Annotated in this window: 11 protein-coding genes and 2 pseudogenes; 2 read left to right on the top strand and 11 right to left on the bottom strand. The window is 46.1% G+C overall.

The window, feature by feature from the left end; translation table 11 throughout:
* Positions 1–830 precede the first annotated feature (830 nt).
* Entirely contained in the window at positions 831–1793 is a 963-nt protein-coding gene (locus tag CWM54_RS26040; RefSeq protein WP_096835037.1) for an Abi family protein, read from the top strand.
* A gap of 158 nt (positions 1794–1951) precedes the next feature.
* On the opposite strand, the gene CWM54_RS26035 is transcribed toward CWM54_RS26040, so the two are convergent.
* From CWM54_RS26035 to CWM54_RS26000, 8 genes and pseudogenes are all read right to left on the bottom strand, one after another.
* Positions 1952–2731: a site-specific integrase gene (locus CWM54_RS26035; RefSeq protein ID WP_100699031.1), complete on the bottom strand. Its 780-nt coding sequence runs from the start codon at positions 2729–2731 to the stop codon at positions 1952–1954.
* 197 nt (positions 2732–2928) lie between these two features.
* Positions 2929–3945, bottom strand: a complete 1017-nt coding sequence (locus CWM54_RS26030) for a hypothetical protein (protein WP_100699030.1) — start codon at positions 3943–3945, stop codon at positions 2929–2931.
* Between the two features lie 33 nt (positions 3946–3978).
* On the bottom strand, positions 3979–4314 hold the full coding sequence (locus CWM54_RS26025; RefSeq protein WP_100699028.1) for a hypothetical protein: 336 nt from the start codon (positions 4312–4314) through the stop codon (positions 3979–3981).
* Positions 4315–4363: 49 nt separating this feature from the next.
* Entirely contained in the window at positions 4364–4675 is a 312-nt protein-coding gene (locus CWM54_RS28210) for a hypothetical protein (RefSeq protein ID WP_023287114.1), read from the bottom strand.
* 57 nt (positions 4676–4732) lie between these two features.
* On the bottom strand, positions 4733–5038 hold the full coding sequence (gene ccdB, locus CWM54_RS26020) for a type II toxin-antitoxin system toxin CcdB (protein WP_004197633.1): 306 nt from the start codon (positions 5036–5038) through the stop codon (positions 4733–4735).
* A 1-nt stretch (position 5039) separates the two neighbouring features.
* On the bottom strand, positions 5040–5258 hold the full coding sequence (gene ccdA / locus CWM54_RS26015; protein ID WP_006788213.1) for a type II toxin-antitoxin system antitoxin CcdA: 219 nt from the start codon (positions 5256–5258) through the stop codon (positions 5040–5042).
* A 169-nt stretch (positions 5259–5427) separates the two neighbouring features.
* Positions 5428–5679, bottom strand: a pseudogene (locus CWM54_RS26005) (hypothetical protein); the annotation flags it as partial.
* 155 nt (positions 5680–5834) lie between these two features.
* Entirely contained in the window at positions 5835–8960 is a 3126-nt protein-coding gene (locus tag CWM54_RS26000; protein WP_100699026.1) for a hypothetical protein, read from the bottom strand.
* A gap of 244 nt (positions 8961–9204) precedes the next feature.
* Here CWM54_RS26000 and CWM54_RS25995 point away from each other — a divergent pair, with 244 nt between their 5' ends.
* Positions 9205–10092 carry a hypothetical protein gene (locus tag CWM54_RS25995; RefSeq protein WP_100699025.1) on the top strand — a complete coding sequence of 296 codons (888 nt, stop codon included), beginning with the start codon at positions 9205–9207 and terminating at the stop codon, positions 10090–10092.
* A gap of 249 nt (positions 10093–10341) precedes the next feature.
* Here the strand turns inward: CWM54_RS25995 and CWM54_RS29370 are convergent.
* From CWM54_RS29370 to CWM54_RS25980, 3 genes and pseudogenes are all read right to left on the bottom strand, one after another.
* Positions 10342–10461, bottom strand: a pseudogene (locus CWM54_RS29370) (ATP-binding protein); the annotation flags it as partial.
* Positions 10462–10511: 50 nt separating this feature from the next.
* Positions 10512–12602, bottom strand: a complete 2091-nt coding sequence (locus CWM54_RS25985) for a hypothetical protein (protein ID WP_032736802.1) — start codon at positions 12600–12602, stop codon at positions 10512–10514.
* A 56-nt stretch (positions 12603–12658) separates the two neighbouring features.
* Entirely contained in the window at positions 12659–13546 is an 888-nt protein-coding gene (locus CWM54_RS25980; RefSeq protein WP_100750809.1) for an SIR2 family protein, read from the bottom strand.
* Positions 13547–13590: the final 44 nt, after the last annotated feature.

The following is a 13590-nucleotide window of genomic DNA, read 5'->3' as shown; positions in this document are numbered from 1 at the left end:
TAGGTTTTGGCGGCGTTTTCGGATCTGTCGGTTTTGGGGGGCACTCGATAGCGCCACAGGGGTTTACCTTCGGTGTGGTATAGTCCGTCTTCCCCTGGCACCCCGACCCCGTGCAACCCGGCTGGGATGGCGTAACCGGGGTGACAATAGGTTTTGGCGGCGTTTTCGGATCTGTCGGTTTTGGGGGGCATTCGATAGCGCCACAGGGGTTTGCTTTCGGTGTGGTATAGTCCGTTATATCATATGCATGAAGTTTTGATCTTCCCTGCTGGGATCCCCCCAGCGGAGATTGAACTTGATACTGTGATGCACCACAAGAAAAAAAAACGAGGTAAAAGCATACGATTACTCGAGCTAACAACACATAATATATATGTCCCATAGCTTCCTCATTATTATTCAATACATACAGAATACTTCTATTAACTGTAGCCTTGAAAAAGCCATTCGTGTTACGCCTGGTGCAGGGATAATCTGTCGATCGACGGCTCGGTCGGCTAGTAGAACTTACAACTCTCTCCATGACGAAACACCTGCGCCAGCTTGGACACAGAGATAATTCTGTCCAGTTTTGCTATAGTAGTAGGGAACAAGACGGTCAGTTTTCAAGTTGATAGTTTTAACGATGCTTAACAAGCTGTGCTTGTCACCGATCAGCGCAGAAGAATGGTGGATTTGTGTTGACATCTTTTTCCAGGCTAGCTATAGTTACTTTACCAACACCCGCGGTGGTTTAGCAGTATTCAGCTAAGCAATCAGCGGGTTTTTTCTTGCCTAAATTAAGCTAACCTGCTAAAAAAACGCAATAAAAACTTATCCTGGTTTTCGGAATGAACGTCTATACCAAGCCTTTTGTTTCCCCCCACGACCTCATACACACGCACCTCATACCAAAAGGTGTAACTTTCTCAGCACCATACGGTGTTGTCGAAGCAGAAGAGTATCTCTCCCGTATCAACTGGTATCGGTTTAAGTCATATATGCACCCTTTTTTAGCGACCGGAACAAAAAACTACATACCCGGCACCACGTTTACACAAAGTGTTGAACTCTATTATTTTGACTGCGAGCTGCGTGAGTTTTGTAATAAATATATCTTGCGCATAGAAGTAAAAGCCAAAACTATACTTGATCAGGTTATCACGTCATTTACAAATGACCCGTTCTGGTATCTTAATGACGATTACTTTAAGGATACAGAGAAGTTACCCATCTTAAGGAAGAAGATCTCTGATGATTTACATTACTCCAAGATGGAGTTTGCACGATATTATAAAGACAACTATATCAGCCCAAAAGAGTCATGGCGCTCAGCTCCTCCTTTCTGGCTTGCGACGGAACTAATGAGTTTTGACGCATTTGTTAAGTTTGCTGAAGCATTAGACTCCAATAAATTTATGCATTCCGGAACGAATAAGCTTGGAGATGCTGCAAAAAAAATGAATGCCAAAAATTACAAAGAAATGATCTCTTGGCTACTAGCGATAAAAGAACTCCGAAACAGAGCATCACATAACTCAAGGACTTGGAACAGTAACTATCGTTTGCCATCTGGATTTGTCAGTACTAATAATGTATTAGTTTCCGGTTCCTACCTTACTATCCCACCAAGCAAAACGAACAAGATTTATCTGATACTTGCCACTATAAAATTAATTTCTGACAATGTTATTAAGCAACAAAATCAGTTTTCTGCTGAATTGCAGGCACTAATTAATAAATATCATAACCATAGTTACATTTTATCCGGAATGGGATTCCCCTCAAACTGGACAACCGATCCATTATGGTAACTTGACGTTTAATTAATGTCGTCAGAGGCCGCTCCAGCGGCCTATTTTGTACCACTCATTTGTTTTTGTTCAGAAACAAGTTTCGATAAAAGAAGAGGTTTAACAAACCAGCAGGGTGTATCAGCAAGTCACTATTGGGTTTATATAAATGCCTGCACCTAAACTTTCCCTTTCAGCATGGCTACCGCATCAGCTTCGGGCATCTGAAACTGAACTCGATGCCGCGCAGCAACATCAAGTGCGAACACCTTCGTATAGACCTCCGTCGAGCTAATCGATTTGTGTCCCATCAGGCTCTGCAGCACTTTCAGCGGAATACCGGCGTACAGCATGTGCATCGCGTAGGAGTGACGGAATGTATGGGGGGTCACCGGTACTGAGAACGTCACCCCGTCGGCCGCTGCGGCCTCCACCGCTTCGCTAAGCCAGGTGCGGACAGTACGGTCTGTGATCTCCCAGATACGCGCCTTCTCCATTCTGCCGGTGCGCTTGTTTCGTCTTTCCAGCGGAATTTTCAGGGTGGCCACCATCATCTGCAGCTGGCTGACATAGTGGTGATCGGAAAGGGGAACCAGACGATGGATCTGACTGCCTGCGGGGGCACGACCTGCCGTCCTGGTCGCTTTCTCGGTACGCTGCTTGAGCGTGGCCAGCTGCACGAACGGATACGGCGGCGCCAGCGAAAAATCCCCCCGGGTCAGCGCGAGCGCTTCATTAATGCGCGCGCCGGTGTTCCACAGCGTCGCCAGCAGCATCTTGCGGTGAAGATCCGGCACGTAATGGAGCAGGGCGCTGACTTCCGGCGCCAGCAGGTATTTCGGCAGTTCATCCTGCACGAGCGCCATCTGGCGCAGGGCGAGGGCGGCAGGGTAATCGATGGCCACCGGGAGCAATGTTCCGGGAGATGCCGGAGATCCAACTGGAACCAGGTTATTCATAATTTCTTTTAACTTTTTTCTTTGCCGAGAATTTTCTTCGTAATATTACCGGAGTCAGGATGACTAACCAGCCAGCGACGGCCAGCCAGAAAACAGACGAAGTCGCAAACAAAACTACCCCGTCAATGACGGTAGACACGATATTTTCGGGCACAGGTTTCACTCCTCTTCAGTGGGTGGCTATGGAACGGGAACATTCATGACACCAACATCCAGTAGATAAAGCACAGAAAACCCATCCCCCATCCCCAGAACAGGATCTGGCCGCGGTATTTATCCCGCAGGTTAAAAAAGGGATGTGCCTGCAGGTCAACGAGCTCCTCACTTTGCGAGGCAAGCTCCCTTTCCAGCTCCAGGATTCTTTTCTGCGACTGAGCACACAGGGTAGCCAGCCGGATGACCCCGGTTGCCCGTTGCGCCACCTCTAGGTCTGAATCCCCGCTCTGCGGCAGAGACAGTTTTTCTGCCCGCAGTGGCAGGGCGTCACATTTCTCGTCCGGGAGCTGGCCCCCTTTCCTGTGCAACAGATAATAAAATGTACGATTCTTAAGTGAAGTAATTAACTGTTTTTGCGACCGTTTTTTGCCTTCGAGCTGCACGATTTTTTCCTGCAGCCCGCGATAACAGTCTTCCAGCCGGCGTACCGCGGATACCAGGGGCTCCACCCGGAGCGTTGAATACCTGCCCCGCGGCAACTGTAGTTCGTCTGCCCGCAGCGGCATTGAGCTGGTTTCCCCGGCCGGGAACCGGAAACCCATTGCGTGCCACAGTCTGTCCCTCCGGATCTTGTTTTCTTCGTTTTTTTCATCAACCTGGGAAATTTCAATCGGCAAAACCCTGGTTTCTGGCGGAAGGCCTCTGGCCCAGAGCACAAACTGCTGCGTGATCCAGCTACCCAGGCCGTGTCCCTGCAGGCGGCGTTCCAGTCTGAACTCATCTGTAAACAGATGCAGGGCCTTCTGTTGAGGCCAGTAGATTGCAGTGAAAGTCTGAGTCTTCGTCTGTTCGGTATCGGCCAGGTACAGTGTCATTATGCAGGAGACCCGGTACAATCCGTCGGGAAAATGGTCAGAAGTTGCCCCCCACGATTGCTCCCTGCTCAGAATGACGACCAGATTTTCCTCCTGGCGGGTACTGTTATTTGTAATGATCTTCGGCAATGTCACGAGCCACATTGTTTTGTCCATAACAGTCCGGGTCACGAAGTCGGTCATGTTTTTTCCCTGGAGGGTTATACCCCGGTGCTGTCAGCAGTTATCGGATAGGGGAGTGTCCCCTGACTCCACGAAAGCCTGCAGGGCATCCGCTCTGGAGGGCAGTTCAATACAGTCCCCGTGCAGTGGGTTAATTTCTTCGTCAATGGCTTCGTTGTAAAGCATGCGAAGCCGCCACCCCTTCATCGGGAGAGAGTTCTGTATGGCCAGCACCATCCCTTCCGGCGACAGCAGTTCACGAAGGGTGTAGCAGGCCCCGATCCGGGTCGAGTCCCGCAGCCACATCACGGGGTATTCACTGACCAGCTGGTCATACACGCATTCTGCCGTATGGAAGTAATTCTCATCCGCCCTGCATAAATCACACATAATCCTTCCTTAACTGAAAATTCCGCCTGTAAGCCTTGTGAAGCCATCATCAGAACAGTGAACAATACAGTTTAAAGACCTTATCGATGAGGCAGGCTTTCCACGGCGGACCGCTGTGTTCAGACTGCGACAGATGGTAGTCTCCGGTGAGCACCCAGAAATCAGGCTGGCCTGATTGTTCTGCCACCATTCTGCCGTTTCGTTTGAGAATTTTGGGAGATCGCCATTCCTGACGCCGCCGGGCTGTCTCGACGGGGCAGTCCTCATTAAGGCCAGAGTAAAGCCACAGCTCCTGGTGGCCATATACATCCTCAAGCTCCCGGACCACATCGTTAAATGATCTAAATGTTGGTTTACCCATACCTCGCCTAAAAGCTTCGTTTTGACATCCTCCCTGTCTTTCAGGGCGGGGAGGCTGTCAAATTCCCCAGAACATCAGGTTTATCGCATTTTTGATGTCATTTTCCCGGTGGCTGAGATCGGCCACTTCCTCCCCGGTGACGGAGGCCGTGACGCTGGCCATGTCCGTGGTCATCAGGCGGTAGCTGTCGTCCCCGATGTGCACCACCGGATAGAGTTCACGGGAGACCTTATCCGACAGCAGCCGGGCGCTGGCCAGCGGGATCACCATCCGTCGCCCGGGGGTATCGATGATGTCACTCTGCACATCCACGAACAGACGATAGCGGCTCTCTCTTTTATAGGCATAAACCTTAAACTGCATCTCACCAGTCCCTGTTTTCGTCGGCGAATGAACCGTTCATCTCAATAAAGCGGGCAACCTCGGCCATCCCTTCCTGATTTTCGGCCTGCCAGCGTTCGGCACGCAGACGACGGGCCTCATTCTGCATGGCCCTGTTCACCAGGCCGGAGATATTGACGTCCGCGGATTTCAGTAACTGATAACTGTCGCTGTCTATGGTGACGGTGATGCGCTGCTTCATGATGCACTCCGGAATACATACTAATGATATGTATATCAGTATAGCTTAATGATGCAGCTGACACACGCCAGACAGAAACATACTGTTATGTCGCCATTCATTTCACACCGTGAAATTCACATACACAATAATCACCAGAGAGATAACAAGCAGCCATACAGCCACGCCGTTAAATTACCGGACGGCCGTTCCGGTTGGATCCGACTTTTCGCACTTTATGAAGTTTCCGGAAGTGTACCACGGTCAGGGAATAAGCAAAGCGGCGTTTTCCAGTGGTGAGCGGCCGGTCACGGGGCAGGGGAGGGATACAACATATAGCGTCACTGTCAGCTGGGAAAACCGCTATATCTTGTGTTTACGGGCCGCAGCGCGCCGGAGGCCGGAAAGCAGATCCGGAACCAGGAGTTTTCGGATCTTGGGAGTGGAAGAAAGCTATTGATGCTGATAACGCACTAATGAGAGGTGATTGTTGAAAAAATCAGATATTTGTTTTTATAGTATAATTAGCGGTTAATAATTAACTTTACAGCAACAATAATAGCTGAGCGGCATTCTCGCGCCGTTCAGCCTGACTGGTCAGGAGTGATTAAATCTTGCCACGACGGAACCACTAATCCCGAGTTCCTGTTTCCAGCTGGTAGTCACCCAGCCCGACAGAGGGTCTTCATCACTTGCATGCCACGAGGTACTGAAAGGCTGTCCGTCGGGATCGCTCAGCATGTTAAGGGATCCAAAGACATTGTTCCGGACAAGCAGGGAGTAATATCCTCCATCATTATCCCATACCTGATAGATTCCACAGTTATTAATCCTGACTGGCATAAGGCCATCGAGATCACTCTTCATATCCAGTATGATCCCCAGTTCCGCAAACCTTTCTGCGTGGTAGCTCATCTCACGTAGCTCGCTTCCCAGATGGGTTCCGAAGAAAATCAGCGTATAGTCTTCGTTGTCGGCAGTCATATCCCTTAAATTCTTCAGCAGTTCATATTCGTCGCGGACGTTGATTGTCCGGAGGGGCTGCAGCTGACTCAGTTCATGGTAAACATCACCAAGCAGAGTCTGTTTAATGTCAGAAACAGGTGTCAGTATTACCGAATTAATGCTGCTGATCCCACGGGCTAAGATATCTTTGGACATACCTCCGTTAACTGACTTGGCTGTCCACGCTATCTCCCCGCTGTTTGATGTACTGTAAGAAAATTGTGAAAGCAGTGCATCCCGGGCAAGCATTAAGGGTAGTTCTCGGGTAAGAGTAAGATCGGTATTTTTCAGCAGCTCAGTATCAATATCAGCGTTAAGAAGTTCTGAATGCATGCTCCGGCTGAAAGCCTGAATATAAGCATCGAGGGTTTCGTTAAAACGGACAATCTTATCTTTAAAGGATTTATCAGACATTAAATATCCATCCGATGGGCTGTCTTCACGGCGTTTGAAACGCTGGAGTTGATAAATAATCTGTTCCTTCTGATGATAAGTAAACAGGTTGTCGTTCAGTGCCATCCTTACGCGCTGGGTGACAGGCAGGGACTTAGCGGAAAGATAAAAAGCGATATCTGCATAACTGGCATAAATATTCCTGACATCTTCATAGGTTCCCATATAGATACGTCCTGATATGATCTCCGTTTCATTAAATGATGAAAACGCCTTTACGAGATTAGACATCGTCTTGTACCAGGAGTCCTCACTGTCGCACGGACGACATTCCAGCCTGATAATAATGTCAATAATATCAGTCGAAGAAGTTAACGACATTGTCATGAGATCATGCGCACCTGTCGGATAGACAGGTTCAGAAGTAAGAAGTCGCTTTATAACATTTTTCAGACGTACATTTTTTTTCTGCTGAACATGCGAAAGAATATATCCGGCAGTAAGCAGTCGAATATCTGTCAGTGCATTGAAAAAAATGATTGCCAGTGCAGCTGTTTCTGAATATGCATTTCCTCTGAGGATGGCCTGCCAGGCCGGTTTGTCAGATGCCTGAGTAAGATACGACGGCGTCAGGAAAAAGCTGTGCCAGCGGTATTGTTCAAAGTGCTGTTTAAACCGATTCCGGCTGAACCAGAGTAAAAGCATATCCGCACTGTGATCTGAGGCATAGCGGTCGTCTGACATCACAGCCGTCATGACTATCCGGGCTGTCTCATAAAGATGATAAAGTAGTTCGGCCGAGTCATCATCAAACCGGTTCTCGCCACGGGCCTTAATACGTCGCCACATGTACCAGCTTTCCCATTCACCTATAAAATCTTTGACAACTTCCCTGTGACGCTGCTCCTGACTGACCGACAGAGTTTCTCCATATCCTCTTTTCCAGTTGTTCAACACGTACCATACGTAGAAAAGAGATTCCATACACTGCTGAAAATCGACGATTTCACGGCTGTCTGAATCACGATATACAGAGAATGGTACATCAATAATTTTACGGAAATATTCACCCGTTGTTTCCAGTGACTTTACCACCTCGTTACTGAAACTGTAAAAATCATGATAGAATGACTGGCTGAATGTAAATGACATACCTGAACCATGACATTCATCAATATAATTTCCATCAGCATACCCGAAGCTTTTTTTCAATGTTGTGTATGTATCAATCAGCCGGTCTGTTGCGATGATAAAGGTACTTATATTTTTGTCTCCCAGAGCATCATAAACCTCACCATAAAAATCACGGGTAATGTGTCTGTACTCTTTCCAGTTTACTTTCTGGTCTTTTATAAAACATTTTCTGAAAAAGAACGGCCACCACCCAGGGATAATCACGTCAGTTGAGGTAAACAGTGTCATTTTGTTATCCCTTTTTGCCAGGGACGGCAGAATAACAATCGAGCCATTCTTATCCTGCACAGGTTTCAGCCGGTGTAAAAGAAAATTTAGTGGTCCAAGATACACATCGCTGATTTCCATATGATCCTCAATATGGAATTTAACCGAGTCCAAACTTTCTTCGCTTGAGACAGAGTAGGGAAGAATGGTTATTCCCTTTATATAATCCTTACCTATGTGTGAACCAGGATACTGTATCCATGAGCATTTAAGGGAATGCAGAATATGATTTTCTACAATTTGGGACTGAAAATACTTCAGCATGAGGTGATCGCGTTTCTTGTCATCTAAAATGTTAAGACTGGTAATAAAGAACCATATCGAAAGTACAATATTGAAAAACATCCAGATTAAGGCCGTAACCGCAAATACCGTATCAAGATATTTGTCACCTGCAGATAAAAATAACCCACTTATCAGTATAAAAGCAGCAAGTGATAGCCCACTGAGTCCCGCAAACATATAACCGGAATGCAACTGATAGGCGGTCTGAATGTGGATTCGCGAGGATTTTTTCTGAAAGAGCACACTGATCAGTCCGACAACAAGCGGGAACACAATCCCGATTATCGTCAGCTGGGCGCCCAGCAGGTTTGACATCCATTCAGGAAGTTTAGTGACGTTTTTTAGGTAATTAGCCGCAAAGCTACTAAATTCAGCACGAAAGCCTATCGCTATTAGGACAGCACTGCCTGCCATAGACCATAGCAAAAACATGGCCTTCAGATAATGCGTGGAGCAGTAAACCTGCGCCCTTTCAACAAGGTTCCAGCGATGCTTCTTATATGTCTTATTTCCTTTGAGGGTGCGTTTGAGTTGTGCTCTGACTTTAGTAGTGAGGCGATTAAGCAGTATGCCAGACATAGCGTTCCTGATAGGTGGGTGGTCAACCTCTTCATCATACGTCCTGTGAGAAGAGTATTTCTGTAAAAATCTCAATCTTGCATTTTTCAGGTCAGTACAGAGTTTAGATCCGGAACTAGCTTTTTTCGGATCTACCGTGAAAATGAAAGAAAAAATGATTCTCACGATTGCATTTCAATACCAAAACAAATAAATTCTACATTGTAGCAAATTGCTACAATGTAGAATTTATAAGGTGATAGGTATGGCACAAATTAATATACGCTTGCCCGATGAGGTCAGTGAGAAAGCAGGTGAGGTGCTCACCCCAATAGGATTAACACTGAACAGCTATTTGCAGGGCATTGCACATCATATGGCTGAGACGGGTCAAATCCCGGTTGTTATCCGTCAGCAATCTGTTGCACTCAAACCAGAAGAGGTTTTTCTGGAAGCCTTCATTCGTTACCGGACGGCATACACCCACCTGAATGATATCTATGAGGAACAGGTCAGTGATACTACGCCGGGCGGCACTGAGAGACTGACCCGGTGTGCAGATGAAGTCAGTGCCGCGCTGGAATTTTTTAAACAGCATGAAAAAATCATTGCCGCCGCACCATCCCAGCTGGAAGTACTGCCCGGGGCCGGTAGCGAAACTTATACGTTCGCGCGCAGTCCGGAACTGTTTATCCCTCTGACAGGATATTTACGGGAGAGCATCCGGCGTTCTGGATCACAACCTCACATGGAACAGGCGCTTCTACGGGCAGTGGACACCCTCAATGAGCTGCAGAAGATGGTTAGCGGTGAAGTTTCCGCCACCACTACGGCTGTTTTTATTATCCAGGATGCGCGCACAGTTATGCTCTGCGCCGAAGAGGCAACCCGTAAAGATCAGGAGTATATTGTGGCAAGAGCCTGGGTATCAAGAATGAAAGAGGCGTTTCAACGTGCCGACCTTGCGTATCTGAATCTGAAAGCAGACGCAAAGATCAGCGCATTCAGCAGGATCATAATATTACTCAGACGGCTGGTTGAGGATGCCGAGCGTTATGTAAGCCGCATGCCTGAAAAGGGTGAAAAATTCGCCTCTGGCCTCCAAGAAGATCTCTCGCACCTTCTGGACACACTGGAACAGAGTCTCAGTTGAGCGGGCCGTCTAATATTGCACCTGCGTACAGAAGATACCCCATTCCTGTCATTTAACGCCGAATGACAGGAAGGAACTGTCTGGACTGGGTAACGCCCTGGTGGCCAGTTTTCCCGAGGATTAAGCACCTGGCACCGGTCTGTCCGGCTTGTTGCGTATTCTAGCGAAGATGAACACTTATTCCGGAGGGACGTGAATGCGTTATTTCCTAGCGCCCTGACTTCTTTTTATAACACTTACCGTTCACTTTCAGTCAACCTGTGTCAGTCGTTTTCTCATCGATTCAACTTTCATTTCCAGCCGATGTGCGTTATGCATCAGGCGGTCTAGGATGGCATCGGCCCGCGAGTTATCTCGCATACACCTGTACTGTGAAAATCCATGCAACAGTAGGAAAATATTACAAGACATGAGTCATGTTACTGTTCACAGACGATAGAATCATCATTTTCAGGTTCATAACTGTTGCGTAGTACCCGGATTCGTATCTGAAGATATTCCACTTCCCCGTTGGCCAACTTGGTGGGTGTGGTAATACTGACCAGCTCACTTGCAAATATTAGTTCCTTCTCTGGCATGGAATTTACCCGCCATATTATGGAACTACTTTTAAACAGCCTATATAGATATTCAAGGTCGCTGTTATCTACAGCAATTCTCCACAGTAGTTCACTACACCGGTTAAAGAGCCCGTCCAGTCTCTGGCAAAACAGATAGTGATAGGCTCGTTTCAGTTCAGCTATAACCTCAGGTGTAAACCGGAAATATTCTTCTGCCTCCAGTACGGATTCATATTTGGAAATCAGGGCCCGCACGCGAGTATAAAGCCCTGTCTCACTGTGATTTATCACGTTATCAACGTACTGATCTTTGTTGTTACTGAGTAGGGCATATAAGCGCAAACTGATATTATTGGCTGTCGACGTTTCCTTATGTTTTCGGGCTTTTCGCTCTAATTTTTTGAGTTTATCAATTTTCAGACTTTTGGAAAGGTCTTCGTAAATCTCAGCCTCAGCAGAGAGATATATACCTGAGTTCTTATCAGCAATTGACTTTATTTTTCTGGCATACTGAAGGGTTCTGTCTCTGTCGCTTTCCGTCAAAGAGCGCATGATCGTGCCCATCATTTTGATCGCCATTCTTTTTGAATAAAATTCTGATTTTTCATAATTTGTGAGGATTGCCTCCAGAAATTCTGCACTTTCGTCATCTTCATCAATCATTCGCAGTCCGGTCGCAAGGTACCAGGCCAGATGGTATTTTTCCATACATTCATAACAAGATATTTTGTTGAAGACCATCCGACTGAAGCTTACCAGTTCCTTATAATAATCATTATGATTTAGGTACATACAGTAACCTATGGATGCCATGATAATGGCTTTTGTACCACGACTTTGAGGATCAAACTCTGTCAGTTCAAAGTAGTTACGGATAAGGGTATGGACATTCCCGGGATAAAATTCAGTATGCTGGAGCATGAACTGCGTCACCGGTGCTATTTTTATGTGACCTGCCATCCAGTCAGTACCGATACATATGGACAAGCATTTTGTAACCAGTTGAGTATAATTATCTGTAGATAATGACGTAGAAACATAATCCCTTATCAACGGGTTTATTCTTAGAATCGTTTCATTTTCAATTTGCAGTGAATAAATTAACCCATCCCTCTCCAGCTTAGAGAAATCATTGTATACATAACGGTTTTCAGAGAATCTTTCTCTAATATTCTTAAGTCTTTCCCCACAATCGAGCACAGAAAAAACCTCGAGCAAGCTAAATATTTTTTTATGGTCTATTTTCAGATTTTCGATACGATTAATTAGATAAGTCGGGATCTCTGCCGAAAATTCTTCTTCAGGCAGGGTTATTACGCCGTCATCAAGTACCTCAGCCAGGCTCATTAATCGCAGATACTCTTTGAATTTATCCAGTTTAGAGGGCAAACCAGATGTATTTTCCAGCGTCTTATCCAGCTGCTCACGGGTGATACCGGCTAGCTTGGACTCCCCCCTCAGATACTCTTTAACCTCATCGACTGATAGTGGATTAAGACTTAATTGTTCAATCTGTAGGTTGATGGGATGAGTACCAATGAAAATAATTTTAACATTGCTGTTGTAGTCTGAACAAAGCCTAGATAATTCATGCAAGTAGTTTGTCGCGGGATGAGTAATATTGGAGATATTGTCAAGTACAACAATAAATTTACCTGCCTCGCTATTGGAGAAAATCCAGGTGATGTCGGTACCAATATCAAGGGTGATCTTCTTCGCAATTTCTTCAGGGGTGATGAGTCCCGTCAAATCGCTGTAAAGCACATTGTATTCAGAAAATTCATCGTTAAGAAAGGAATACAGAAAACCTGACTTCCCGTAGCCCCAGCCACAAAGCAGTTCCAGGCTACCGGTACTTTGTAAGGCCTGTATCGCAAAAAGCTGTTCGGATATTCTTACCACTTCATGGGCAGGCTCGTGGGATAAAATATGCCGCGTCAGTCGCGGCATTTTCTGAGTCGGTACCACTGACCTAGAGTTCGGTCGAAATCCCGTGTGAGGTGCAGTTATTTTTTTTTTTGCGCGTTCAGCACATCTTCAAAGAGCTTATGACAGTCTACGCCGCAATATCCCTGGAAACGACCATTTGCGGTGGCATCTGAAACCAGACTGAATAAACTCTGGTTATCTGCCAGCGCTTTTTCAGGCACTGACTCATAAAAAGCCCAGCGGATATTATAAGTTGCATTATCGTCGTTAACAATGCTGGCTAATGCCTGCAAAAAAATATCATCCCAGCCCGCGTAACCTAACACATACAACTTGCTGTCAGATAACACGTTCCTGATAGAGGATTCGATTTTTGGTCGTAATGCTGACAACTGGTGTGTTGAATGCATCGTGTCGCGGTTCCAGAGGCCATGAAGATGCACGACTATCTCTTTCTCCGTATATCCTTGGGTACCACCAATAGGTTGATCTATAGTCAAATCTTTAATTATGGGCTCGCGACCCGCACGGTATAAAGAGTACTCTATTACTTCATCAAAGTTAGTTGTAAGAATAATTCCCACATCGATATTCGTTTCACATATCAGTCTGGTTAGGTCATCAATACATTTTGATATATACCATTCATTCTCTGCTGGCTGTGCTTTTCCCATGATTATGGCCAACACCTCCCTGACCATTTCCTGATCGCCTACCTTCAATAGGTATGCAAAACTTTTCTGATAGGTTTCAACAACACTCATTTCCGGATTATGTTTGATGAATGAATCATATATATTGTATTCAATCATGAAGCCCTTCAGAATTTCATTTATCTCTTTTACACCTGGAACTCCTCTGCCATCTGGTGACATTGTCGTAGCAGAACCCAGAATAAAGGAAATTTTTTTATTACGTCGTATATCAAGAGTTATCGATTCAATTAAATCATCATAGTTGTTCAATTTTTAGCGTCCAGACAGATTTAAGCTATCCCTCTAAAATAGCT

Source organism: Klebsiella sp. D-Nf1 (assembly GCF_002810515.1).
GTDB classification, from domain to species: Bacteria; Pseudomonadota; Gammaproteobacteria; order Enterobacterales; family Enterobacteriaceae; genus Klebsiella; species Klebsiella variicola.
The sequence above is the reverse complement of the archived record's forward strand: the minus strand, read 5'-3'. Positions and strand labels throughout refer to the sequence as shown.

What these genes read in the sequence shown, in the direction of transcription:
- CWM54_RS26000 (WP_100699026.1), bottom strand. Translation starts at nt 8,960, where the DNA reads ATGTCTGGCATACTGCTTAATCGCCTCACTACTAAAGTCAGAGCACAA.
- CWM54_RS25985 (WP_032736802.1), bottom strand. Translation starts at nt 12,602, where the DNA reads ATGCCGCGACTGACGCGGCATATTTTATCCCACGAGCCTGCCCATGAA.
- ccdA (WP_006788213.1), bottom strand. Translation starts at nt 5,258, where the DNA reads ATGAAGCAGCGCATCACCGTCACCATAGACAGCGACAGTTATCAGTTA.
- ccdB (WP_004197633.1), bottom strand. Translation starts at nt 5,038, where the DNA reads ATGCAGTTTAAGGTTTATGCCTATAAAAGAGAGAGCCGCTATCGTCTG.
- CWM54_RS28210 (WP_023287114.1), bottom strand. Translation starts at nt 4,675, where the DNA reads ATGGGTAAACCAACATTTAGATCATTTAACGATGTGGTCCGGGAGCTT.
- CWM54_RS26025 (WP_100699028.1), bottom strand. Translation starts at nt 4,314, where the DNA reads ATGTGTGATTTATGCAGGGCGGATGAGAATTACTTCCATACGGCAGAA.
- CWM54_RS26035 (WP_100699031.1), bottom strand. Translation starts at nt 2,731, where the DNA reads ATGAATAACCTGGTTCCAGTTGGATCTCCGGCATCTCCCGGAACATTG.
- CWM54_RS26040 (WP_096835037.1), top strand. Translation starts at nt 831, where the DNA reads ATGAACGTCTATACCAAGCCTTTTGTTTCCCCCCACGACCTCATACAC.
- CWM54_RS25995 (WP_100699025.1), top strand. Translation starts at nt 9,205, where the DNA reads ATGGCACAAATTAATATACGCTTGCCCGATGAGGTCAGTGAGAAAGCA.
- CWM54_RS26030 (WP_100699030.1), bottom strand. Translation starts at nt 3,945, where the DNA reads ATGACCGACTTCGTGACCCGGACTGTTATGGACAAAACAATGTGGCTC.